We start from the raw sequence: 25,621 nt of genomic DNA on the forward strand, positions 1-25,621 counted from the left end.
CAGATTCAGCTCTAAGACTGCAGTATAAAGGATGACCTTTGAAATCTTGGCTCACTCGTCTCAAGCAAACCACCTATAATACGACTTTGATGTATAACCTGCGCATGATGACGGCATTTGCAGGTACCGCCTTTGTTCCCTATTTTATGGGACAACAATTGATGACGATTCCACTGACTTTAGGTGTGGTCGCAGCCGGTTTAAGCGATATTGATGACCGCTTTTCGGTGCGGATTTTAAATCTGCTCTACACCTACATTGGCTTCTTTATTACGGCAGTAGGCGTATATCTGCTTTTTCCTTATCCCCTGCTGTTTGCCTTGGCCTTAATTGTGTCCTGTATTGCCCTGATTTTGCTGGGTTCACTAGGGCGACGCTATGCCACGATTTCTTACGGCTGTCTGGTGATTTCCGTTTATTCCATGCTCGGGGTAGAGCTGTTTGATGAATGGTATAAACAGGCTGGTTTATTGGTCATCGGCGCGATGTGGTACGGTCTGCTGTCGACCCTCAGTTTCCTGATCTTCCCTGCCCGGTTGGCGCAAGACAAGCTTGCCATTTCCTATTCTGCGCTCGGTGACTTTTTATATGCCAAGTCCAATCTGTTTGATGTGGACATGACCCCGAAAAGCTATCAACAAAGCATGATTGAACTCTCGCTGGAAAATGGCAAACTGATTGCGATTTTTAATGAAATGAAAACTGCCCTTTTGACTCGCCTGAAAGGCGACCGTGGGCAAAAAGATACCCGTCGCAGCCTGCAATATTATTTTGTGGCGCAGGATATTCATGAACGTGCCGATTCAGCGCATATTGATTATCAGAAACTGGCCAAGATTTTCCAGCATAGCGATATCCTGTTCCGCTTCCAGCGCATTATGTCAATTCAGGGCAAAGCCTGTAAGGACCTGAGTGAAAGTTTGCTAATGCGCAAACCCTATGTGCATAACCAGCGCTTTAAGCATACCTTTGACAACCTGAGACAGTCTCTGGATAAGTTACGTCAGGAGCAGCAGTATGATCAGGTCTGGATTAGCGCCCTGTTTGCGTTGTTTCAAAACCTGAAATCGATTGATGCCCAGTTACGCAACCTGGAAACCGAGCAAAGTATCAAATCCGAGCGTTTCAAACATATCGAAAACCAGCTCAGAGATGATGACCTGAAAGGCTGGGATGATATCAAGATTCGGATTAAGCAGCATTTGACACCCGAGTCGGTACTGTTCCGGCATGCCATTCGCCTGTCGATTGTGCTGCTGATCAGCTATATCTTCGTACAGGTCAGCAATATTGAATATGGTTACTGGATTTTATTAACGGCACTCTTTGTCAGCCAGCCGAACTTTAACGCCACCAAACGGCGTTTACGTCTGCGTATTGTCGGTACGTTGGTCGGTATTATTCTCGGTTATGCCATTCTGTATTTTGTGCCTTCCATCGAAGGACAATTATTACTTCTGGTATTGAGCGGGATTCTATTCTTTGAATTACGCAGTAAACAGTATGCACAGGCCACAGCCTTTATTACGATTTTAGCGCTGATCAACTTCAATCTGGATGGTATGGGCTATGCCGCGGCCATCCCGCGTATGATCGACACCTTGATTGGCTGTGCGATTGCCTGGTTCGGCGTCAGCTTTATTTTCCCGGACTGGAAGTTCCGGCGTTTGCCTCGAAGTATCAAACGCAGCTTGCAAGCAGAAGCGGATTATTTGAGCGAAGTGATCGAGCAGTATAAGTCAGGACGTAATAACGGCCTGAAATATCGGATTGTGCGCCGTGCTGCTCATAATACCGATGCCGAGGTAGCCTCACTGATTTCGACATTGGCCACTGAACCGGATATTGATCCGGTACAAAAATCGCTAGCCTTTGAGTTCCTTTGTCTGAACCATACTTTTATCAGTTATATTGCTGCACTGGGCGCACACCGGGAAAAAATTGAAGATCAGGACATTCTGAATTTACTGGACAAAGCTCTCGAGAACATTCGTGGTGCATTGTTACGAGATGAAATGCCCGATTTAAGTGCGCAAAATATGATTCCCCATATTCGACAGCGCTTGGCTCAAGATCAGGAGCAAGATCAGAAATCCCTGATCATTTTGCAGCAGCTGTCTTTAATGTTCAGCATTTTAAAGCAGTTGAGTCAACTGAAACAAAGTTTGAGTCATGAGCGTGATGAACAGGCAACTGAATTAGGTTCATTATAATTTGGCTGATTTTGGAACAATATACTCACTGAATTGGTACAATTAGTGCTAAACTTTTTACAGTTTAAAATCTGCTAATTTCACTATGACCGCGAAAAATTTATACGCTTATACCCTCCAGCCTGTGAACTATGAAATTTCAGAAGCCGAGCAGCGTCATGCTCAGCTGGTGATCTGGCGTAGTACCAATAAAATTGGCATGAAAGCATGGCTGATCATGGGTGCTGTTGTTGCACTTTCTATTCTGGGCATTCTGCTCCTGAAGAACTATTCTACCGTGTTCTGCTGGGTGGCCATTGTCTGTGTGGTGTTGTATTACCTGATACGTACCTTTGGTCTGGAATGGTATGTTAAACGCAAGATGAATGAATTTCCGGTACAGGAAATCAAAGGTGTTCGCCTGGGCGTACAACCACATGGCATCGTGATGCGTCAGAAAATGGGCATGCAAGAAGGTGTTGGGGCGATTAGCTGGAAAGACATCTATGAATGGTACAACACACCAGAATTCATGTTGGTCAATTTCAAGGTAAAAGGCCAGCAAGGTGCATATATCCTGCCGAAACGTCTGGACAGCAAAAACTTCTCTTTCGCCACGATTCGCAAGCATCTGGAAGCAGAAGTCGGCGCAGCAAAACAAATCTAAACTGTTCTTTCTTCAGTGAAAAACCTCCTGTCCCGGCATGGAGGTTTTTTTAATCTCAAAACAATAAATGATAATGAGAATAAATATTATCCTCAACACCTATAATTCGAGCTTAAACTTCAGTTATAATTTTGCCACTTTTATAGATCTCACCCTTAATCTGACGACCATGTTTAAAAAGACATTTTTCCAAATCCACTGGTTTCTGGGGATTACAGCGGGTTTAATCCTCTCGATAATGGGGGTCACTGGCGCAATCTATTCCTATGAACAACAAATATTAAAATGGATGAATAGCGACAGTTATACGGTTCAGGTTCAGCAACGTGACAAACTCACGCCTGCCGAGCTGTATCAGCACTTTAACCGTACTGCGCCTGACATGAAGATCAACAGTATTACCGTGGCACAAGATCCAAGTGCTTCGAGTACCGTGAATGTCGCTAAAGAAGGCGCACGGCGTGGTCAGAACATCATGATCAACCCGTATACTGCGGAAGTCTTACCAGAGATTAAGGGTCGGGAGTTTTTCCAGTTTATTCAGCAACTGCATCGTAATTTGACGGTTGGTCCAGTAGGTAAACAGATTACCGGTGCCTGTACCCTGATGCTGATCTTTTTTGTCTTGTCAGGTCTATACCTGCGCTGGCCGAAACGTCATTCGATCAAGCAATGGTTCTTTGTAAAACCTCAGCTGAAAGGCCGTAATTTTATCTGGGATCTGCACGCTGTTGTGGGAACCTGGGTGGTGATTTTTTACCTGATTTTAGCCTGTACCGGCCTGTACTGGTCTTATGACTGGTGGCGCAATGGCATGTTTAAGGTACTGGGTGTAGAGCGTCCGCAACCGGAAATGCAGGCCAATGCCGGCAATAACCGTGGTGAAGGACATCCAGGCGGCGAACGTGGCCCACGTGCTGAAGGTGAAGCACGCGAAGGTCTCAGCCCTGAAACTACTGTCCGTGCACTAGACCAGAGCTGGATTGGCTTTAACACTGAATTTTCAGATAAGTATTCTACCGTAACGTTTAACCTTCCAAAAAAACCGGATGGCGAAATGCAGCTGAGCTTTGTGGATCCGATCGCTCAACATGAGCGTGCACGAAACAGTGCTACTTATAATTACCAGACAGCTGAATTTACCGAAGTCGAGCTGTATGAAGATAAAAAGCTCAATGAAAAGATCATGAGCAGCATGTTACCGGTGCATCGTGGCAGCTTCTTCGGCCCGATCTATCAGTTCCTTGTCATGGTCGCAGCCTTGTTGATGCCATTGTTCTTTGTGACAGGTTGGATGCTCTATCTGAAACGTCGCAAACAAAAACGCTTAACGCTGGAAGCACGTCAGGGTGCGACTGCAGTGAACGTCGATGAAAATGCCAAACCGTGGCTCATTGCTTATGCCTCACAAACAGGGGTTTCTGAGCAACTGGCTTGGCGTACAGCAACTGCCCTACAGGAAGCACGCCAACCGGTAACCGTCAAGCCGGTACAGCAACTGACGCTTGCCGATTTACAGCAAACCGAACAGGTATTATTTGTTGCCAGTACTTATGGCACAGGTGAAGCGCCGGATCTGGCTTCTTCTTTTGAGAAAAAAATCCTGTCTGCTCAAGCTGATCTCAGTCATTTAAGTTATGCTGTATTGGCCTTAGGTTCTCAGGAATATCCAGACAGCTATTGCAGTTTTGGTCACCGTATTGATCAGTGGTTAAAACAGAATGGTGCCCAGCAGCTATTCAATACAATTGAAGTCGACAATGCCAACAACGAGCATATCCAGCAATGGAATACTGCACTGGCACAAGTCACTCGACTTGAGCTACAAGCGATGAGTATCGATAAGACCTTTGATCACTGGAACCTGAGTAAACGTGAAGTCCTCAATCCAGGTAGTCTGGGTGCGCCTGCCTTCAATATCGAACTGACCCCTGAACATGAAGCCATCTGGCAAGCAGGTGATATTGCCGAGGTTCAACCAGGGAATAGCCAAGAACGTATTCATGCATTTATGCAAAAGCACCAGATTGCAGCGGGTACAGAGGTCCCATCTCTGCATCAAAGCATTGAACAGGCACTCTGGGATCGTGATCTGACTCAAGCTGAACCTTTTGATTCTCTGGATCAGCTCCTCACGCAATTACCGGCTTTGGCAACACGTGAATACTCGATTGCCAGCATTCCAAGCCAGCAGGTTTTGCGTCTGGTGGTACGTCAGCAAACCGACACGAATGGTAATCTCGGTCTGGGTTCCGGCTGGTTGACTCAACATTCAGCGCTTAATGCACCCATTGCACTGCGTATTCGCAGCAATGAGTCTTTCCACCTGATTGATGACAACCGCCCGATTATCTGTATTGGTAATGGTACCGGGATTGCGGGATTATTAAGTCTGCTCAGTGCGCGTAACCGTCAGGACTATAGCCAGAACTGGCTAATCTTTGGTGAACGTCAGCGTGAACATGACTTCTTCTTTGAAGAAACCATTCAGGCCTGGCTGCAAATGGGAACCCTGAAACGTCTCGATCTTGCATTCTCGCGCGACCAGCAGGAAAAAGTCTATGTACACCATAAACTGCGTGAACAGGCTGAAGAACTAAAAGCCTGGATTGCACAAGGTGCGGTGATTTATGTTTGTGGTAGCATCAATGGTATGGCCAGCGATGTGGATCAGGCCCTGACCGAGATTCTCGGTGAAACAATGCTAGATCAATTACGTCTGGATGGACGTTATCGCCGTGATGTATATTAAGATAACCTGATATGCTAAAAACCGGGCTCAATGGCCCGGTTTTTATTGAAGATACAAAAGCAATAATAAGAATATGAATAAGAAAAAAGGAACTCTGGATGCTCAATCAACTTAAACGAAGTCTTAGCCTGATCTTTGGCTTGATTCTATGTCTCAATAGCGTCTGGTTACTGAGCCAAGGTCAGAGGCATTTTGCTATTGCCTTGTCTACCTTCATTGGGGTGGCATTCATCCTGTATGCCTTGTTTTTTTCATCTATTCAGCGCTGGAAACAGAATTCCCGATTCAGAACCTTGTTCTGGAACAGTCTCTGGGGCGGATTTCTATTCTGGATCATCAGTGTCGCTGCTTTCTTCGCTTATATCCAGATGTCAATCAACCCGACTGTTCCGGCACGACCTGCTGCAGCGATTTTAGTATTAGGTAGTGGTATTAATCAGGGTCAGCCCTCACCCATCTTAAAAAATCGTCTGGATACCGCAGCAAAATATGCAGAACGATATCCGAAGACTTTAATCATTATGACCGGTGGACGAAATTTCTGGGAGAGACAGAGCGAAGCTGAAGTCATGCAAAGTTATATCCATACGAACTATCCGCAGCTCAACAACCCCATTAGCCTAGAAGATCAAAGCAGGAGTACCCAACAGAACCTGCAATATTCTCAGGCAATATTAAAACAGCAACATATTGATCGAAATGAGCCAATTGCGATTGTCACCAGCGATTTTCACAGCCCTCGTGCTCGCGCCATTGCCAGACATCAGGGTTATCAACAAGTCATCAGCCTGAGTGCCAGCACACCCCAGAATGTTCGCTATAATTCCTGGTTACGCGAATATTTTGCTTTGATTAGTGGCTGGCTACTGAATGAATATTCATTGTTCCAATAAACAAGCTGTTTTAAAAACAATAAATTTAATTTAAACGGATCTGCCTAGGCAAAGGCATATCCGGATTTTTAAACAGTTCAGGTTTTTGCACATAAATCTGATACAGATAATTTTTAATATCGAGTAATAATTTTTCCGGTGCCACCAGAATATTCTGTCCTTCCGGGGTCAGATCAAGCGAAACAATGGTACTTTCCTGACGTAAAAAGGGAATGACTTTCTCTACAAAATCCTTAAGACCAATTTCCTGAATCTCGTAATTTGCCCAATTGTCTTTAATCAGCAGTCGAGCCAGACCTTTACTTTGCCAGCAGGCAAATGCGCGTTGTCCGGTAGGCGTGGCACATAAGGCCCAGCCATCTTGGTAGAGTGCAAAAATGCCAGCATTGGCAACAATGGCTTCAATATATTGCTTATAAAGCTGTTGAGGATCGAAAGCAGTTTTTTGGGATTTGGTCGCGGCTTTGCGCTGATAGGGATTTCTCATAATCGTGAAATCTTAATATTATTATAATAGAATCAGATTCTAAGGAATAAATCGAGTTGAAGCAAGAAGATATGGTGGGCGCTGACGGGATCGAACCGCCGACATTCTGCTTGTAAGGCAGACGCTCTACCAACTGAGCTAAGCGCCCTGAGAAAAACAACAACGTTGTTTTAAATGACGCAAGACCAACAAGGAATGTAGTCTTGGTATCTTGAAAACTCAGATCTCAGGAATCCAAGCTTTTCATCTTAAGATGGCGCAGCGGACGGGGCTCGAACCCGCGACCCCCGGCGTGACAGGCCGGTATTCTAACCAACTGAACTACCGCTGCATCGTAAGAATCTGGTGGGCGCTGACGGGATCGAACCGCCGACATTCTGCTTGTAAGGCAGACGCTCTACCAACTGAGCTAAGCGCCCTCAAAAGGTCTATCGTATAAATGGCGCAGCGGACGGGGCTCGAACCCGCGACCCTCGGCGTGACAGGCCGATATTCTAACCAACTGAACTACCGCTGCATTTACACAATGTCGCTATTGTGGCAAACGAAAATCAAGATCTTAAAGTGGCGCAGCGGACGGGGCTCGAACCCGCGACCCCCGGCGTGACAGGCCGGTATTCTAACCAACTGAACTACCGCTGCAACTATAAGGTCTCAACATGAAAGAGCTTGGTGGGCGCTGACGGGATCGAACCGCCGACATTCTGCTTGTAAGGCAGACGCTCTACCAACTGAGCTAAGCGCCCTTTCTAAACGTCTATCATCGTTTGATGGGTGCATTATAGAGAATCTGCACAGCCTGTCAAACGCTTTTCGGAATGTTTTCCACTTTTTAGGTGTGAGTGATTAAAAAATAGGTTGTTTGTTAAAAAAAACAACACTTTTTGTTTATTTTTTAAGTCTCTACCGAAATTTTTTAATTTTCAAAATGAAAATTGAAGCGAAATTTTGTGTTTTACCCTGCGAAGTTTCAGTCTAACCACACGACATATTGCAATTCTGATTAAGGATTATACAAAGCTTTAAAATACTCGACGTTGTTTTCATGTAATCTTGCAACTGTCATTTATTTTTAAGTGGGAAATAGCGATAAATTTAAGCTTTAGAGGATGATTCAACCTGTTCTATGCCATGAAAATAGGATCTGGATCAGATTAATCAATCTTTTCTCCTGTCTCCATCAAGATCAAGCAGATTCAGCCCATAAAAACAAAATCATTTTCACATGATCTTAAAATCTAACTTTTATTCGCTTTTCGAAACATTTAGTTTTTCCAGATCTAATGTCTGTTCTGAGATATAAACCAGTGCATCTTCACTGATCAGGTCAAATAATTCAGCGACCTCCGGATTACGCATACGAATACAGCCGTGCGACAGCGGCTCTCCCATCTTTTCGGTTTCTGGGGTGCCATGAATATAGATATAACGCTGATAGGTATCGCAGCCCTCCCCTTGATTAAAACCTGCCTCAAGGCCACTCAGCCATAAAATGCGCGTCAGGATCCAGTCACGCTGCGGAAATTCTGCTGCCAATTGGGGATTATAAATTTCACCCGTCACCTGACGTGCGACAAATACACTATTTAAGGGAGCATTCTGACCAAACTTTTCAGCGACTTTGTGCCATCCACGAGGAGTCTGGCCACTATTTTCAGTTTCGCCAATGCCATTTTTGCCACTGGAAATCAGATATTGCTTGTTTAGACGGGGCAGATACAGTTTTTGTTGGGCAAGATCAATCAGGATATCGGCTTGATCCAGATGCAAGGTACTCATGACTTGTTATTCTCAGACTCTATTTTGTTTGGTTTTATAGGGTTTAATTTACTATCTACAGATTGCGGAGTTTGTAGATCTGTCTTTTCTGGATCGACTGTATTTTGCTGAATAATGATCTGATTCGGTTCAGGGCGTCGCCATAACCAGATCGCGACGATCAGCATCGTAATATTGGTAAAGGCTTTTACGGCCAAGGGTGCCGTGGTAAACAGCATGATGATCCCGCTGATCAGCATCATGATACTGGCCAGCCATTTGGCCTTACGCGGTACAGTACCATGTACGCGCCAATCTCTTAAGGTCGGGCCATATTTGGGATGATTCAATAACCAGTCATCCATTTGCGGCCAGCCCTTGGATGCCGCCCAGGCCGCCAGAATCAAAAAGACCGTTGTTGGCATACCCGGCAGGATTGCACCGATAAAGCCCAGGATCACAAACAGCACCACCAGACTTCGCCAAAACAACACTTTCATATATCAACCCTAGCCGCAGAATTCAGGTAGTATAAAGCGTTTTCCGATACTGTCCGTTGTATTTCTGCACTTTTCACAGGTTGTACTATGCCCTTTTCCAGTTTAAACCAAAATCTTGTAGAAGCATGGCAACGTTATCAACATCCTTTGGTGCGGCAACTGGCATTTGCTATTGGCAGTCCGAATATCCTGTCCCATGTTCCAGATGAACTTGAGCTCATACATCGTTTTGAGTTGCATTACAGCCAGACCTGGCAGCAACATCTTGACCATTATCATCCACGCTTGGAGTTTCTCGATCAGCATCCAGAAGAATTAATCAAATTTGTGCAGCAACTGAAAAGCACACGTTTGGGGCTGCGCTTTGAAATGCTGGTCTGGTTCTGGTTGCTCGATGATGTTTACCATCCCTATCGGTTGCTTGGTCATAGTCTGCAAAAAATTGAGGGTGCCAAGACCTTGGGTGAGCTGGATTTTCTGTTATTAAATACCGATACAGGACAGATTGAACATTGGGAAGTAGCACTGAAATATTATCTGGCCGAAGCCGATTTTAGCCTGCCGCATTGGTATGGCCTGAACCGCACCGATACTTTAATCAGAAAAATGAAGCATTTCACGCAAAAACAATTCCAGTTTGATGAGGCTTTGCAGCATCCCATTCAAAAACGTTTTTGCGTCCTCAAGGGACAGCTGTATTTGCCTACACATCATGCCGATCAGCCAATTCCCTCATGGATTAATATAGAACGGCGTCTGGGTTTATGGGGACAGTATATTCCTGCTGCACAGCACGGTTTTTATCGTCTGCAACGACATGAATGGATTTATCCGCAAGCCCGGCCGAGCAGTTCAGCTGCGATCTGGTGGACGGATGGACTTTATAAAAAACTCGATAGCAATGACTTTTATATGTATCGCAATCCGGTGCTGATCCAGCATCCATCGCATAAGCCCCTATAAAGCATTACATTTATTAACCGAAGCACTATGAAAACCACATATTTTTTAGGGCGTATATTTTCTACTCTAAGTCCCACATCATAATAATTTTATTATTGATTATACGGAGATGATGATGAAAAAAATTCTTGCTGCTTCATTAATGATGGCTTTTGTATTGACTGGCTGTAACACCGTAAAAGGCATGGGCAAAGATGTGTCTAAGGCTGGCGATGCGGTAACCAATACTGCTGAAAAAACCTCTGACGAAATCCGTCAAAACTAGTTTTTTCCTAAACGCTCACAGAACCCTATCTCAGATAGGGTTTTTTTATATCAGTCGTTCACATTCACGTCTATATTCGCCTATTATAGAACCGAAAAAATTATCGACTGTTGAATACCGTATGAGCTCTTCCGCTACCCTCGATTTAAGCCTGCAACTATTACGTCAGCCTTCTGTCACACCGATTGATCATGACTGCCAGAACATCATGGCTGAACGCTTAAAGAAGATTGGTTTCAACATTGAATCCATGCGCTTTGAAGATGTAGATAATATCTGGGCACGCAAAGGCACAGAAGGTCCGGTCTTCTGTTTCGCTGGCCATACCGATGTCGTGCCAACAGGGAATCTGGATGCCTGGAACTCAGATCCTTTTTTACCAGAAATCCGTGAAGGCAAACTTTATGGTCGTGGCAGTGCCGACATGAAGACGGCGTTGGCAGCCATGGTAGTCGCCACAGAACGTTTTATTGAAAAATATCCGAATCATAAAGGTTCGATTGCCTACCTGATTACTTCAGATGAAGAAGGTCCATCGATTAACGGCACGGTGAAAGTGATTGAAACACTGGAAGCGCGTAATGAGAAAATTACCTGGTGTCTGGTCGGTGAACCGTCAAGTACTAATAAACTGGGCGATATAGTCAAAAATGGCCGTCGTGGTTCATTAAATGCCAACCTTACAGTCAAAGGCAAACAGGGTCATGTGGCTTATCCGCATCTGGCCGTGAATCCGATTCATACCGCTTCTAAAGCCATTGCTGAACTGTGCGACACAGTCTGGGATCATGGCAACGAATATTTCCCGGCGACGACCTTCCAGATTTCCAATATCAATTCGGGTACAGGCGCAACCAATGTTGTTCCCGGCACCATGAACCTATTGTGCAACTGGCGTTATTCAACTGAAGTGACCGCCGAAGAACTCAAAGTACGTACTTTAGAAATTCTGGATCGTCATGGTGTGGACTATGATGTTTCCTGGACTTTGTCGGGCTTGCCTTTCCTGACCCCGATCGGTGAACTAGTGAATGCAGCTAAAACTGCAATTCTGAATGTAACAAGAACTGAAACCGAACTCTCGACTTCGGGCGGTACCTCAGATGGCCGCTTTATTGCCCCTACCGGCGCACAGGTACTCGAACTTGGTGTATTAAATGCTACGATCCACCAGATCAATGAACATGTCGATATTGACGACCTAGAGCCATTGACTGAAATCTATGAGCAGATTCTCGTGAATTTACTCGCCAATTAAGTAAATTCATAACGCAATAAAAAAGGAACTCCCTGGAGTTCCTTTTTTATATTTTATAGTTTGAATTACAGTCCGATTGCAGCCTGAATATTCGTCATATTCGGAATATGGAACAGCTGTTCGTTCATGCGCACATATTGAAAGATGGCAGGATCATTCACCGGCTGATCGACATCGACCACTTCGGAAATACGAATCCGGATGGTTTTCGGCATTTCATTGCACATCAAGGCAAAACGCTGAGTGATTTCATCACCCTCAATCACCAGTGCCACCCCATTTTGACGTGACGGATCATTTACTGCATAGACCGGCAACTGTGCTTCATGCCACTCCACTGTCTTAACCTGGGTATTGCTATCCAGTGCTGACAGGACAATGTTTTGTGGCAATAACATCGGATCTTTGCCATGACAGTCAATAATATAGGCATCAATAAATCCGGTCGATACCGTAATCAGATGCTGAAGTTCCTGCTGGCTAATCTGATCAGCCATTTTGCTGTTCGAATTGGTCTGACTCATGTATTACCCCTGTTTTTCAGCAATCAGTTGTTGGATATTGGCCAGCAATTCCGCTTCCTGGAACGGTTTACCCATATAGTGCGTTACGCCCAGGCTGAATGCACGTTCACGATGCTTCTCACCGGTACGTGAGGTAATCATGATAATCGGCAAGTCACGGTGAATATCATGGTGACGAACCAGATTGGTCACTTCGAAACCGTCCATGCGCGGCATTTCGATATCCAGCAACATCAGATCCGGTCTGACGTTTTCAAGCTGCTCGATCGCATCTACGCCATCTTTGGCAGTGACAATATCATAGCCTTGACGTTCAAGCAGACGCGACGTCACTTTACGTACAGTCACCGAGTCATCGACAATCATCACCAGACGACGTGCATTTGAATTACGCGAACCATCACGCTGATCATTCAGCTGTTTGACACGCTGTGTCGCCTGAATCTGGCGGGCAACATTCTGTCCATCGAGAATCAGACAGACCTGACCATCACCCAGAATCGTGGCACCGGCCACTACCCCGACGTTGGCAAACTGCTGTCCAATCGGTTTTACTACAATCTGCGCTCGTGAACCGACCAGCTGATCGACCAGTAAGGCAATGGTCTGACCACTATTTCCTTTAATCAACAGCACCGGCAATGAATGCCCAACATTATTCAGACGTGGAATCGGCTGGTTGCCCACAAACTCAGACAGATAGCGCAGCTTATAGTTTGCGCCATCGATCTTGAAATAGTCATCTTTACTGTTGAAATAGCTTTCCAATGTGGTCGGCGCAATACGCACGATTCGGTCAATCTGTGCCAGAGAAATCGCATATTGCTGATCGCCCACTTTCACCATCAAGGCATCGCTGACCGCTACGGTCGTCGGTACGCGAATCGTAAAGACCGTACCCTTGCCCAGTTCCGAGCTTACTGACACATGGCCGCCCAATGATTTGATCTCGCTTTGTACCACGTCCAGACCGACACCACGACCAGAAATCTGGGTCACTGCTTTCGCGGTACTGAAACCGGGATGGAAGATAAATTGCAGGATTTCTTCCTGATCAATGACTTGATCCGCTTTGATTAGATCCAGACTCAGCGCTTTTTCACGAATCTTCTCTGCATCAATCCCCTTACCATCATCACTAAAGGACACGATTACATCGGTTCCCTGGCGGCTGATGTTCAAGACAATCGAACCCACTTCCGGCTTGTTCAGTGCGATACGATCTGCCGTATCTTCCAGGCCATGGTCAATCGCATTACGCAGCATATGCTCAAATGGTGTGACCAGACGCTCGAGAATATTACGATCCAGTTCACCTTCGGTATTCTGTACGATCAGTTCTGCAGGACGGTTCAAGGTGGTCGAGGTTTGACGCACAATACGCTGTAAACGCGGCAACATCCGGTCAAATGGGACCAGACGGGTACGCATCAGGCTTTCCTGAATCTCGGCCTGAATACGGGATTGTTGCAATAACAGTCCTTCGGTTTCGCGAATCTTGTCGGCTAAGGTACTCTTGAAGTCGACCAAATCCGATGCAGATTCTGCCAGTGATTTGGACAGCTGGTTTAGAGAGGAATATTGGTCCATTTCCAGCGGGTCAAAGTCGGCATAGCGCGAGTTCTCTGAACCATGTTTGGCAATAATCTGTGATTCCAGCTCGCCTTCCATTCGACGTAACTGATCGGCAAGACGCTTGATTGCCAGTTCCATCTCGTTCAAGGTATTGCCCAGCTGACCCAGGTCCATCTCGATACGCGAACGGTTAATCGAGTTCTCACCGGACAGGTCAATCATCTTCTCGACCAGATCAGCAGAGATACGGATCATCTCGTTATTGCTATCGCTGCTACCACTATTCGCCCACTCACCCATCATCTGTGGCGGCTCAGTACCATCACCTTCAACAAAGCCGAAGTCGGTACTGACCACCAGATTATCTGTTTTCGCCAGACGCTCAGGCAATTGCGCAGTAACGTCCACATAAGCAATCTTTTTCAGACTGCTGTGCAGCTGCTCAAAACCGTTATAGTCACGCTGGAAAATCGCCTGTCTTAACCAGACCAGCGTTTTCTGCAATAAGCCATCATAGGCATTCGAGTTAAATTGATAGACCGCAAACTGTTCGAAAGTTGTTTCCAGCTCATAGGCAATACTGGCCACTTCTTCAACATCAATCATACGTGCGCCGCCCTTGATACTGTGGGCAGCACGCTGTAATTGCAGCAATAAACTGCGGTCACTACGCTGATCAAACCATTGATTGAGGAGCTTCTCGGCATTCGCCAGAATCTCTTCGGATTCTTCAAGGAAAGATTCTTCAACAATCGATTTCAGTTCGTCTTCTTCAGAGCGTTCTACTGGTGTGTCTTCAGTGGCCTCAGGAGATTCCAAGATTTCCAGTAATTCTTCAGCTTCAGCCAGATCAGTTGCAGGCTGTTCAGTCGTTGCTGACTCTTCAAGTTGCGGTTTAGGAATTGATGTCGCTTCGACCTCTGCAACTTTAACTACAGCGTTCGCGCTCTCCGCAGCAGCAACAGCTTGTCCAGAAACCAGCGCCTGAATATTTTGCAGAATCGCAATCGCTTCTGGTGCAGGATAATCAATACCGTCTTCCCGAATCGATTGAATACGATCGGACACGTTGTCCTGAACCAGACGGATAATCTGGATTAAAGCAGGTGTCACGGCAATTTGCTGACGAATCACCCGCTCATAAATACTTTCCAGTTCATGCGCAATCAAACCGATATGCGAAGCTGCAATCATGTTTGCACCACCTTTTAAGGTATGCAAATGACGCATCAGATTGTTCAGCGAAGTTGTATCGTCCTGTTTTTTGCTCCAGGTATTCAGATCTTCATCAATGCCTGCCAGCAATTCATCTGCTTCTTCCAGGAAGATACTTAGTAATTCTTCATCAAAATCACGGTTAGTTTCAGCACTTTGCCACTGCTGACGATCCGCAGCGATGCGTTGACTCAAACTAGCAAAATCGACACTGCCAGTCTCGGCTACTTGTGTGGTTTCTGAGCTTAGCTCAACATTCTGATTGCTAGTATCTTCAGCAAATATCTCGAGATCCTGCTGCACAAATGCAGACAGTTCACTGAGTATTTTTTGAATCTCATCATTCAGAATGACGCGCTGTCCTGCGGCCAAGGTATCAAATAAATGAATAAATTCCTGATGCGCCTGTGCGAACAGTTCATAAGCATAATCGCTGTTTAGCAGCACTGGCTTTTCAAGCAGCGCATCATAAGCCAATTTCAGGTCGGCAGTGAATTCATGAATGCCTTGCGCTGCCCGGCTTTCTGTATGTGCCAGCAATTCTGCAGCCTGCTGGCTGAGTGCCTGAATATATTCCGGATAATCGACTTGGGCGCGTTTATCAAATTCAAACTCGGCATCCAATAACAGATCAATATCCAGCTCAACCAGTTTAGACACCAAACCTTGCGTCTGAATGCTATTGGTTTCAGTAACTGCAAAGCCATAATCATGCCAGACACGCTCAAAGGTGGCGTATACCGCATCCAGTTTTGCAGTATTGCCCTGACGTAGCAAATGCAGATAGTCACTGACAAACTCGGCATACTGAATCAGTAAAGCAGTTTCTTTTGAAGTGGAGACAATTTCATCTTGTAGCAAGGTTTTGAACAGATGCTCTACTTTAGAACTGGCTTCAAAAATCTGGTCAATCTGCGCCATGGATGAACTGCCGCGCAAGGTATGAATCGCACGAATCAACGCATTATAATCTTGTGATTTTTCATCTTCAGTACGAAGGAAGGTGGCTATCGTTTCCAGATGCTCTTCTGCTTCTTCAATAAAGATCGCCACAGTTTCTTCGATATCACTGCGAACCGGTAATTCTACTGAAGCTACTGTTAGCTCAACTTCACTTGGCTCATTGTCTGCAAGCTCAAGACCTGTCATCTGACCTTCAGCGGTCAAATGATCTGCCAATGCTAATAATTCTTCTAGCGCAGGTTCAGGCGAAATTTGTTGTTGTAATTGTTGTCCCAACAGCACCATTGGACGCAGATCGAGATCCAATTGCTGTACATGTTTGAATTTTGGATATAAAGCATATTGATAGACATTCAGTACCGCTTGGGCAAATTTCTGTACCGTCGGTGTTAGCTGAATCGAACCGGACAAAACCCGGTTTAAGGTATCTTCAACCGCCCAGGCCATTTCCCCTGCCGATTTTGCCCCGACCATGCGGCCTGAACCTTTCAGGGTGTGAAAATGGCGGCGAATGGTCTTCAGATTTTCTTGATGATCTGGATTGCTCAACCATTCTGGAAATAAAGCATTTAACTCAACGAAGATCTCTTCGATTTCCTCAACAAAAATTTCAAGAATTTCTGCATCTTGGTCAAGATAACTATCTTCAGGAAGCGTTGTCGTTTCAACTAAATTTTTTAATATTTCTTTCATAGCTCATGCTTCTTACGTTATGCCGCCAAGAAGGGCGCTCAAACTTAATTGTGACCGTCACGCGATACCTAACGTATGAAGTTAAGTACATCTTGTCGAGGCTTTATCTGTATTTTCTGAATGTGTCTCAACCGCGGTCAAGACACATTTCCCCATCATGTCTGACTTTATTCTGGTAGTTTAAAGTCAGATACAGATTCACGTAATGCATCGGCCATGTTTGCCAGTTCAGATACTGAACGTGCTGTATCGAAGGTTGCACTGGTGGTTTGCGAGGTAATTTCCTGTACGACATTCATCGTGGTCGCAATATGACCTGCAGATGCTGACTGCAGTTTCGCAGCATCAGAAATGTTCGCAATCAGTTTCGCAAGGTTGTTCGATACTGTTTGAATCTCATCTAGTGCCACACCGGCATCTTTAGACAAGTTCGCACCACGTACAACTTCTGATGTAGTTTGTTCCATCGAAATAACGGCTTCGTTCGTATCCGTTTGAATGGTTTTTACCAGGCCTTCAATCTGCTTGGTTGCAGAAGCTGAACGTTCCGCAAGACGCTGTACTTCATCGGCTACGACCGCGAAACCACGACCTGCTTCACCGGCCATCGACGCCTGAATCGCTGCGTTTAATGCCAGAATGTTCGTCTGGTCAGCAATATCGTTAATCAAGGCTACAATGTTACCAATTTCCTGAGAAGATTCACCCAAACGTTTAATACGTTTTGAAGTTTCCTGAATCTGTTCACGAATCGTGTCCATACCCTCAATCGAGCGATGTACGACATCCGCACCGTTTGCAGCAATTTGTACTGAACGTTCTGCTACCACCGCTGATTCATCGGCGTTGGCAGATACCTGGTCAATCGACAATGCCATTTCGTTAATCGCTGCAGAAGCACCGGCAATTTCTTGTGCCTGATGTTCAGATGCTTCAGCTAACTGGTTGGTAATGCTTTGTGTAGTTGCAGTATATTGCGCAACTTCTTGAGAAGTTTCAGTAATACGCGATACCAGATCACGTAACTGGTCGATCGCAAAGTTAATCGAGTCGGCAATCGCACCGGTAAAGTCTTCAGATACTGTTGCATATGAACGCAAGTCACCATCTGCAAGATCGGCGATCTCATCCAGTAAACGTAAAATCGCATTCTGGTTACGGTCATATTCTTCTTGTAAACGGCCTACACGCTGCTTATCCGACAAGCCACGCAGAGAAAGTAACTTGAATACACACAGCAAGAAACCGACTAATAATGCGATCAGAAGGACTGCCGGAACAACCGTTTTAAGACCTGAGTTACCAGATAATTTATTCAGGTTGTCCAAAAGCACATCAGATTGAGAAAAAATAGATGCGGCTGCCTGACGAACTTTTACGATCTGTGTAGAGTTTTTCAGAATAATCGCTGATGCAGATTCCAGTACGTCATCATATTCAGCCTTGATGCCTTCCAGAGATTCACGCAGGGTTGGATCAGCAATACGCTGTACACCCAGTTCAGCAGAACCATTTAACTGTGCATTCAGATAAGAACCAAAAGTTTCGGTATCGGCACTGAAGTCATCCGCAGATTCACGTGAACCATCATTACCTGTCAGTACCAAACTGATTGAACGTAAGATACGTTCTGCAATGAATACCTGGTTTTTGGCAATAACCACCTGGTTCGATGGCATATCTTGACGTGCCATCTGGTCGACCATCAAGTTATATTCCGCCTGAATCCCCGGAATCGCTTCACCAATCGCGATGTTGGTGTCGTATAACTGGTTAATAATCTTTTGTTGTGAGGTAATCAGATCAATACTGCTCGACACTTCTGTCCACTGTTTATCAACAGCTTGCAACGCATCATTGTTAGAGTGAATACTTTTAACTGTCTCAAGATTTTCAGCAAAAGCTTTTTGCGAGTCAGTGAGGTTCTTCATGGCCTCAGGCGTACCCGAAGCTGTCGCTTCAGTCGCTTGGCGCGAAATCGTTTGCGAGAGGAGACGCAAATCACCCAGACTTTGAGTGAGTTCGTTGGTACGTGGAACACTATAAAAAAGATACAATAAAGTGATCAGTGCGGCTAAAAGACAGCCTGCTGCTCCATAGATCAGCGGTTTTGATTTTTCACTATCACCAAATACACGTGATAACTGATCTACTTGCGTTTGAATCTTAGCTAAAAAAGCATTACCGCCTTTGCGGCCAGTGCTCTCACCTGTATTTTTCTTTTTAAGTTTAAAGCCCATGCAGCCTCTCCCCGGTTGACGCCTTGCTTACTTTCGAGCGCGACATTTAATTTATAAATTTTATAGATGCGTTCATAAATTTTGGATTTTGCAACAGACGACTGAATAAAAACACATGCCACTGCTGGTTGTGCTGATGGAAAAACCCCTGACAATATTCTTGTAAGTTTTTATCCAATTCAGATTTCTTCGAAAAGAAACTTTTCTTATTGAAATGTTGTATACCCAAAACTTGATCTACGACCAAACCCACATACTGGTCATTATGGTTGATGCATAATACTTTTTGAGTCGGTGAAAATTGACTGCTCTGCCCTGATACATACTGCGTCAGATCAGAAACCGATAACAGTCTTCCCCGGATATTCGCCAGACCCAACACCCATGCTTGTGTCTTGGGTACCGGCGTATATTCTGGGGGATAAATCACTTCTGATACTTCCCCCAGCGGGGCAACAAAATATTGCCCCATCATCTCAAAAGCAATGCCCGACCATCGGTTAACTTCATTGCCATTGGAAACGTAGTTTTTATTCCCCCGTTTCGCAATGCGAAGCAATTCGATAAATCCATTTGCTGCCATAGAGCTTATCCTGCATTGAGGTGCTGCTTAATTACATCTATTAATTGTTTTTCATCGACTGGTTTTGTTAGATAATCCGCTGCGCCTTGACGCTTGCCCCATACACGGTCAGTGGCCTGATCCTTAGTACTCACAATCACGATTGGAATATGTTTGGTCGTTGCACCACGTGCAATCTGGCGGGTCGCCTGAAAACCATTCACGCCCGGCATAACCACATCCATCAGGACTAGGTCCGGCAATTCTGCCTGTGCCATGGTGACGCCATCTGCGCCATTTGCTGCTTCAATCACCTCAAAGCCGTGTTTAGAAAGAATCTCTCTAAAGCGAAAAGTTTCTGTCGGTGAGTCATCCACAATTAGGATACGTGCCATGCCAATTCCCCAAAAAAATCAAATATTAAGCACTAATATGGTTACGGATTGCATTGAGCAATTCATCTTTACTAAAAGGTTTAGTCAGGTATTCATCTGAACCCACGACACGACCTTTGGCCTGATCAAATAAGCCATCTTTACTCGATAGCATAATCACAGGAATATTCTGGTAATTCTGAGAGTTTTTGATTAAGGCGCAGGTTTGATAACCATCCAGGCGCGGCATCATAATATCTACAAAAACGATATCTGGATTTGCTTCGGCAATTTTTGACAAAGCCTCAAAACCGTCTACTGCAGTAATGACCTCATAACCTTCGCGTTGAAGAAGAGTTTCCGCAGTACGACGAATGGTCTTTGAGTCATCAATAACCATAATTTTTAGATTTTGGAATTTATCGTCCATTTGTTTAACCCTTCCCATTTTAGAAACTATATGCCATAAGGCTCATAGGATTATTTTATTACGATCGATAAACATTTTTAACATAAAGTCACTTGTATTATCAATGAACATTTTCTACACAAGTAGACAAAATCATTTATTTTTAATAACAGCTTCACATTTTCTTATCGTTATTGGTTTTTTTTTGACTAACGGTAGTTTTTTATTGATAAATTTAAGTCTAATATAACAAGATTATTACTTTAAAATAAGTAATTTAGTCAACTTTAAATTCGGGGAGCCAATGATGAGTCAGTTTTTAAGAAAACTTGCTGTCATTGATAAAAATAAAATGACTGGCCAATTCATTGTTGTTGTGCTGCTACTGTTACAGGTGAGCTTAACGTGTGCGAGTAGTAACCAACTCCCGCAAAAAGCCACTTGGTATCGTTATTATGACAGCAAGGGTGTGGCCAATATCAGTACTAATGTCACGCCAAATCATATCCGTTATGGCTATGAAGCACTTGACCAGAATATGCAGGTGATTAAGCGTGCCCGTCCTTATAATGCCGAAGCGGATATCAGGCAAGCGCCACAACGTGCCCAACAGGCGCAGCGAATTGCCGAAGATCATAAACTCAAGCGTGCTTATAACAATAGCCAGACCGCTTTACAGAAAAAGAATGACAGCCTGGTCCAGTTAAAAAAACAGATTGATTTTCAGCAAGAACAAATGAAGCAACTGCAAAAAGATCGGGTCATGTTTGTGCGTCAGGAACGTGAATATTTACGTAAAGGTAAAACCCCACCGGCACACCTGAAAACAACATTAGACAATAACCAGAAAAATCTCGCTTCCCAGAAAGAAAATATTCAATCTTTACAAAGTCGCTATCGAAATCTGGAAGCAGAATACGACAAAATTATCGCCCGTTTAAAAGCACTTGAATAAATACAAATAGCTAGCCGTGGTTTTGATCCATAGCCAGCTAAAAGGACTCATATGCAAACTGCACCGCATTCTCATGATTTAAATATGCCTTCCCCGCGCTCTATCCTGATCATGAGTGCACTTTGCTTAAATATGTTTTTAGTGGCTTGTGATAAAAATGAACCCGTACAGCAAACCGAAACAGCCAAATCCATTGAAGTCATTCCTCAAGATCTAGTTGCAGTTCAATCTGGCAATTCAGTTCAAAAAACCGCATTCACCGGCACCATTCGTGCAGTCAATCAAAGCAGCATACAGTCACAGGTCTCTGCTACTGCCACCAGCGTAAACGCACAGGTAGGTCAAACAGTTGCCAAGGGACAAGTGCTGGTACGCCTGAATAATCAGGACAATGCAGCTCGTCTGGCACAGGCGCGTGCGAATCTGGCCTCAACTCAAGCGCAAGCCAATCAGGCGCACAACATGATGCAGCGTAAAAAGCGTCTGCTCGATCAGGGGTTTATTTCAAAAGTAGAATATGAACAAAGTCAGGTCGATTATCAGGCCCAGCTTGAAAATGTCCGCGCCCAGCAAGCCAATGTCGATATTGCCCAGAAAGCCGATCGTGATGGCACCATGACCAGTCCGATCAGTGGCGTGATTACGCAACGTCAGGTTGAACCGGGTCAAACCGTTGCCATTGGACAAACCCTGTTTGAAATTGTCGATCCGAAACGGCTGGAAATTCAAGCACGCGTACCTAGTGATCTGCAATCAGGTTTAAGACTGGGCAGTCAGGTCGAATACAACATTCAAGGTAATCCAAATCGGCTCACTGCCGTAATTAGCCGGATTTCCCCCATTGCAGATCAGGCCAGTCGCCAGATCGAATTCTTTGCCACGCCGAATGAAACCATTCCTTCGCTAAGTATCGGCTCCTTCGTTGAAGGCAACATTCTGAGTTCACAACAGATTTCTGGCCAGCTGATTCCATTAGATACTATTCAAGACATTCAGAATAAACCTTATGTCTGGATAATACGCCAGAATAAAATTATCAAAGTCAATGTTCAGGTACTAGAACAGCGTTATAGCGACAACATTGCCGTGGTTCAAGGACTAGAAAATAGTGATCAGGTCAGCCGGGTTAAGTTTAGCGAAGCCGATCTGCAAAAAACTGTCACCCTTCGCGCCAACTAAAACCATTCATACAGGATCATTGACATGTGGTTTACCCGAATTAGTGTGAAGTATCCGGTTTTCACCATCATGATGATGTTCTGTTTGATGGTACTGGGACTGGCTTCCTGGCAGCGGATGGGCGTTGAAGAATTTCCTGATGTCGATTTCCCTTTTGTGGTGATCTATACCAACTATCCGGGCGCTTCTCCGGAAACGGTTGAATCGGAAATCACCAAGAAACTCGAAGATCAGATCAATACCATTTCCGGTTTGAAACAGGTGATTTCCCAGTCCAGTGAAGGCCTGTCCATCATCACCACTGAATTTAATCTGGATGTGACATCTACCACAGCAGCTCAGGACGTGCGGGATAAAATCGCTTCTGTAACTGCTGAATTTCGTGATGAGATTCAGGAGCCGATTGTAGAACGTTATGACCCGACGGCGAATGCGGTAATGTCGATCGTATTTGAATCCGACAATATGGATGTGAAAGCGCTCAGTTCCTATCTGGATCAGCGAATTGTGCCACAATTGCGTACAGTCCCGGGCGTCGGAACGGTCAACCTGCTGGGTGATGCGCAGCGCCAGATCCGGATTCAGGTGGAACCACAAAAACTACAAGCCTTTGGCATTGGTGTGGACAGTGTGATTAACACCTTAAAGGCCGAGAATATTGAAGTCCCGGGGGGGACGCTTAAATCGGGTAATTCGGAACTGGTCATTGAAATCAATTCCAAAGTACTGCATCCCCTCGCCTTCGGCGATCTGGTTATTGCCAATAAAAACGGCGTACCGATTTTCCTCAGACAAGTGGCCAATATTCAAGACAGTCAGGCAGAGCTGGAATCGGCTGCCTTTTTGAATGGTAAAACCGCAGTGGCAATTGATATTTTGCGCAGTTCAGATGCAAACGTCATTGAAGTAGTCGACAAGAGCTATGCAGCTTTAGAAAGTATTGAGGCGCAGCTTCCACAAGGTACCACTTTACAAGTGGTGGTGGACTCCTCCAAAAGTATCCGCGGCACCATTGGTGATGTAGCCCGAACCATTATTGAAGGTGCGGTACTGGCTGTGCTGATTGTCCTACTGTTCCTGGGTTCTTTCCGCTCCACAGTAATCACCGGTTTAACCCTACCAATTGCTCTTTTGGGCACCTTAACCTTTATCTGGGCCTTTGGCTTTAGCATCAATATGATGACTTTGCTGGCGCTGTCCTTGAGTATTGGTCTGTTGATCGATGATGCGATTGTGGTGCGTGAAAATATTGTCCGGCATGCCGATATGGGCAAAGATCATGTCACTGCCGCGCTCGATGGCACCAAAGAAATTGGCTTAGCCGTACTGGCCACGACATTGACCATTGTTGCCGTATTCCTGCCTGTTGCCTTTATGGGCGGAATTATTGGCCGTTTCTTCTACCAGTTCGGGGTCACGGTAAGTATGGCCGTTCTGATCTCGATGTTTGTCAGCTTTACCCTGGACCCGATGCTCTCAGCACATTGGGCAGAAAAGAAAAAAGATCCGAATAAAAAACCAGGTCGGGTGAAACGTTTCTTTAGCTGGATCTCTGGCAAGCTGGACAACTTAAGCCATGTCTATGAAAAATTGCTGAAACTGGCACTGCGCTTCAGATTGATTACCTTAATGATTGCTGTGGCTTCATTATTTGGTGCTCTGGGTTTATCCAAACTGATCGGCACCGAATTTGTACCGGTTCCCGATAAAGGTGAAATCCGGATCAAGTTTGAAACACCGGTCGATTCATCGCTTGAATATTCTCAGGCCAAACTCCAGCAGGTGGATCAGATTATTCGTCAGCATCCGGATGTCAAAGCCACCTATGGGGTGATTAATGGCGCAACCGACCGCGGTAAAAACCATGTCAGTTTACGGGTGACCGTGACGCCGCGTACCGAACGTGAAAAGACCCTGAATGACTTAAATAATGAATTTCGCCAGCGTCTGCAATCGGTGGCTGGAATCAGCATTACCTCGGTGGCATCCGCCGATGAAACCGTTTCTGGTGGCCAGAAGCCAATCATGATTTCGATCAAAGGCCCGGATCTGGATGAACTGCAAAAAATTTCTGATCGCTTTATGACGGAAATGGCGAAAATTAATGGCATTGTCGATCTGGAAACTTCATTAAAAGAACCCAAGCCAACTCTTGATGTACAGATTAATCGCGTCTTGGCCAGTGATTTAGGTTTATCAGTCAATCAGATTGCCAATGTAGTGCGTCCGCTGATTGCCGGTGATGATGTCACGACCTGGCAGGATGAAAAAGGTGAAACCTATGATGTGAATCTGCGCCTGACCGAAGACCAGCGCAGCTTGCCTAGCGATTTACAGAATATGTATATCACCTCAAATAAAACCGATGCCAATAATCAACCAATTCTGGTTCCGCTTTCGAGCGTGGCCAAATTTGAAGAAAAACTCGGTGCCTCGCAGATTAATCGACGTGATCTGGCACGTGAAGTGCTAGTCGAGGCCAATACCTCAGGACGTCCTGCAGGCGACATTGGTACGGATATCAGCCGCTTGCAAGAAAATTTTGATATGCCACCGGGTTATAGTTTCGATACTCAAGGCTCCAATGCCGACATGGCAGAATCCGCAGGTTATGCCCTGACTGCGATTACCCTGTCGATTGTCTTTATCTATATTGTGCTCGGTTCGCAGTTCAACAGTTTTATCCATCCTGCGGCAATTATGGCCTCACTACCATTGTCGCTGATTGGCGTATTTCTGGCCTTGTTCCTGTTTAACTCAACCATGAACCTGTTCTCGATTATCGGCATTATCATGCTGATGGGACTGGTGACCAAGAATGCGATTCTGCTGATCGACTTCATCAAGAAGGCCATGGATCGCGGCGAAGATCGTTATGATGCGATTATTGCCGCTGGTAAAACCCGTTTGCGTCCTATTCTGATGACCACCAGCGCGATGGTTATGGGCATGGTTCCACTTTCCCTAGGGCTAGGTGAAGGTGGGGAACAAAGTGCACCGATGGCGCATGCGGTGATTGGTGGGGTAATTACCTCTACCCTGCTGACCCTGGTGGTGGTGCCGGTGATCTTTACTTACCTGGATGACTTTAAGAATTTTATGCTGCGTCAGGCACGTAAAATCATGGCATAATTTAATGCAACACAATGAGGTGACATTCCCAAATGCTCACCTCATTTTTTATTGTATAATCCCTG

At 45.2% G+C, this 25,621-nt stretch carries 18 protein-coding genes, 6 tRNA genes and 1 pseudogene; 10 read left to right on the forward strand and 15 right to left on the reverse strand.

The window, feature by feature from the left end; translation table 11 throughout:
• Positions 1 to 38 precede the first annotated feature (38 nt).
• The 4 genes from yccS to F893_RS13775 all read left to right on the forward strand — a co-directional run bounded on the left by yccS (position 39) and on the right by F893_RS13775 (position 6,504).
• Positions 39 to 2,213, forward strand: a complete 2,175-nt coding sequence (gene yccS / locus F893_RS13760; protein ID WP_005104042.1) for a YccS family putative transporter — start codon at positions 39 to 41, stop codon at positions 2,211 to 2,213.
• A gap of 85 nt (positions 2,214 to 2,298) precedes the next feature.
• Entirely contained in the window at positions 2,299 to 2,859 is a 561-nt protein-coding gene (locus F893_RS13765; protein WP_004280696.1) for a YcxB family protein, read from the forward strand.
• A gap of 169 nt (positions 2,860 to 3,028) precedes the next feature.
• Positions 3,029 to 5,611: a PepSY domain-containing protein gene (locus tag F893_RS13770; protein ID WP_004280698.1), complete on the forward strand. Its 2,583-nt coding sequence runs from the start codon at positions 3,029 to 3,031 to the stop codon at positions 5,609 to 5,611.
• Positions 5,612 to 5,709: 98 nt separating this feature from the next.
• On the forward strand, positions 5,710 to 6,504 hold the full coding sequence (locus tag F893_RS13775; protein ID WP_005104046.1) for a YdcF family protein: 795 nt from the start codon (positions 5,710 to 5,712) through the stop codon (positions 6,502 to 6,504).
• Between the two features lie 25 nt (positions 6,505 to 6,529).
• Here the strand turns inward: F893_RS13775 and F893_RS13780 are convergent, their stop codons facing one another.
• From F893_RS13780 to F893_RS13820, 9 genes and pseudogenes are all read right to left on the reverse strand, one after another.
• Positions 6,530 to 6,991, reverse strand: a complete 462-nt coding sequence (locus F893_RS13780; RefSeq protein WP_005104048.1) for a DUF2750 domain-containing protein — start codon at positions 6,989 to 6,991, stop codon at positions 6,530 to 6,532.
• A gap of 72 nt (positions 6,992 to 7,063) precedes the next feature.
• Positions 7,064 to 7,139: transfer RNA gene (locus tag F893_RS13785), tRNA-Val, on the reverse strand.
• 106 nt (positions 7,140 to 7,245) lie between these two features.
• Positions 7,246 to 7,322, reverse strand: a tRNA-Asp gene (locus tag F893_RS13790).
• A 12-nt stretch (positions 7,323 to 7,334) separates the two neighbouring features.
• Positions 7,335 to 7,410, reverse strand: a tRNA-Val gene (locus F893_RS13795).
• 21 nt (positions 7,411 to 7,431) lie between these two features.
• A tRNA-Asp gene (locus F893_RS13800) sits at positions 7,432 to 7,508 on the reverse strand.
• Between the two features lie 48 nt (positions 7,509 to 7,556).
• A tRNA-Asp gene (locus F893_RS13805) sits at positions 7,557 to 7,633 on the reverse strand.
• A 28-nt stretch (positions 7,634 to 7,661) separates the two neighbouring features.
• Positions 7,662 to 7,737, reverse strand: a tRNA-Val gene (locus F893_RS13810).
• Positions 7,738 to 8,236: 499 nt separating this feature from the next.
• Positions 8,237 to 8,770, reverse strand: coding sequence for a cell wall-recycling L,D-carboxypeptidase ElsL (elsL, locus tag F893_RS13815; RefSeq protein ID WP_004280701.1), 534 nt, complete (start codon positions 8,768 to 8,770; stop codon positions 8,237 to 8,239).
• A gap of 125 nt (positions 8,771 to 8,895) precedes the next feature.
• A pseudogene (locus F893_RS13820) lies at positions 8,896 to 9,249 on the reverse strand (YbaN family protein); the annotation flags it as partial.
• An 87-nt stretch (positions 9,250 to 9,336) separates the two neighbouring features.
• On the opposite strand from F893_RS13820, the gene F893_RS13825 reads away from it, so the two are divergent.
• From F893_RS13825 to dapE, 3 genes are all read left to right on the forward strand, one after another.
• On the forward strand, positions 9,337 to 10,212 hold the full coding sequence (locus F893_RS13825; protein ID WP_004280703.1) for a DUF1853 family protein: 876 nt from the start codon (positions 9,337 to 9,339) through the stop codon (positions 10,210 to 10,212).
• Positions 10,213 to 10,324: 112 nt separating this feature from the next.
• Positions 10,325 to 10,477, forward strand: a complete 153-nt coding sequence (locus F893_RS13830) for an entericidin A/B family lipoprotein (RefSeq protein WP_004280704.1) — start codon at positions 10,325 to 10,327, stop codon at positions 10,475 to 10,477.
• A gap of 121 nt (positions 10,478 to 10,598) precedes the next feature.
• Positions 10,599 to 11,735 carry a succinyl-diaminopimelate desuccinylase gene (gene dapE / locus F893_RS13835; protein ID WP_004280705.1) on the forward strand — a complete coding sequence of 379 codons (1,137 nt, stop codon included), beginning with the start codon at positions 10,599 to 10,601 and terminating at the stop codon, positions 11,733 to 11,735.
• Between the two features lie 65 nt (positions 11,736 to 11,800).
• Here dapE and F893_RS13840 read toward each other — a convergent pair whose 3' ends face one another.
• The 6 genes from F893_RS13840 to pilG all read right to left on the reverse strand — a co-directional run bounded on the left by F893_RS13840 (position 11,801) and on the right by pilG (position 20,311).
• Positions 11,801 to 12,259 carry a hypothetical protein gene (locus F893_RS13840; RefSeq protein WP_004280706.1) on the reverse strand — a complete coding sequence of 153 codons (459 nt, stop codon included), beginning with the start codon at positions 12,257 to 12,259 and terminating at the stop codon, positions 11,801 to 11,803.
• Positions 12,260 to 12,262: 3 nt separating this feature from the next.
• Positions 12,263 to 16,705, reverse strand: a complete 4,443-nt coding sequence (locus F893_RS13845; protein ID WP_005252640.1) for a hybrid sensor histidine kinase/response regulator — start codon at positions 16,703 to 16,705, stop codon at positions 12,263 to 12,265.
• A gap of 167 nt (positions 16,706 to 16,872) precedes the next feature.
• Positions 16,873 to 18,945, reverse strand: coding sequence for a methyl-accepting chemotaxis protein (locus F893_RS13850; protein WP_005106253.1), 2,073 nt, complete (start codon positions 18,943 to 18,945; stop codon positions 16,873 to 16,875).
• A gap of 46 nt (positions 18,946 to 18,991) precedes the next feature.
• Positions 18,992 to 19,528, reverse strand: coding sequence for a chemotaxis protein CheW (locus F893_RS13855; RefSeq protein WP_004280709.1), 537 nt, complete (start codon positions 19,526 to 19,528; stop codon positions 18,992 to 18,994).
• Positions 19,529 to 19,533: 5 nt separating this feature from the next.
• Positions 19,534 to 19,902: a response regulator gene (locus F893_RS13860; protein ID WP_004280710.1), complete on the reverse strand. Its 369-nt coding sequence runs from the start codon at positions 19,900 to 19,902 to the stop codon at positions 19,534 to 19,536.
• A gap of 25 nt (positions 19,903 to 19,927) precedes the next feature.
• Complete coding sequence (gene pilG, locus F893_RS13865) at positions 19,928 to 20,311, reverse strand: twitching motility response regulator PilG (protein ID WP_004280711.1); 384 nt, start codon at positions 20,309 to 20,311, stop codon at positions 19,928 to 19,930.
• A gap of 286 nt (positions 20,312 to 20,597) precedes the next feature.
• On the opposite strand from pilG, the gene F893_RS13870 reads away from it, so the two are divergent.
• Genes F893_RS13870 through F893_RS13880 form a run of 3 tightly spaced genes read left to right on the forward strand, consistent with a single transcriptional unit; the run spans position 20,598 to position 25,556 of the window.
• Complete coding sequence (locus tag F893_RS13870; RefSeq protein WP_005104054.1) at positions 20,598 to 21,245, forward strand: hypothetical protein; 648 nt, start codon at positions 20,598 to 20,600, stop codon at positions 21,243 to 21,245.
• Between the two features lie 51 nt (positions 21,246 to 21,296).
• On the forward strand, positions 21,297 to 22,424 hold the full coding sequence (locus F893_RS13875) for an efflux RND transporter periplasmic adaptor subunit (protein ID WP_005104057.1): 1,128 nt from the start codon (positions 21,297 to 21,299) through the stop codon (positions 22,422 to 22,424).
• 24 nt (positions 22,425 to 22,448) lie between these two features.
• Positions 22,449 to 25,556 (forward strand): efflux RND transporter permease subunit, encoded by a 3,108-nt coding sequence (locus F893_RS13880; RefSeq protein WP_005104058.1) that lies wholly within the window; start codon positions 22,449 to 22,451, stop codon positions 25,554 to 25,556.
• The last annotated feature ends 65 nt before the right edge of the window (positions 25,557 to 25,621 follow it).

Source organism: Acinetobacter sp. CIP 102136 (genome assembly GCF_000369685.1).
Taxonomy (GTDB): domain Bacteria; phylum Pseudomonadota; class Gammaproteobacteria; order Pseudomonadales; family Moraxellaceae; genus Acinetobacter; species Acinetobacter fasciculus.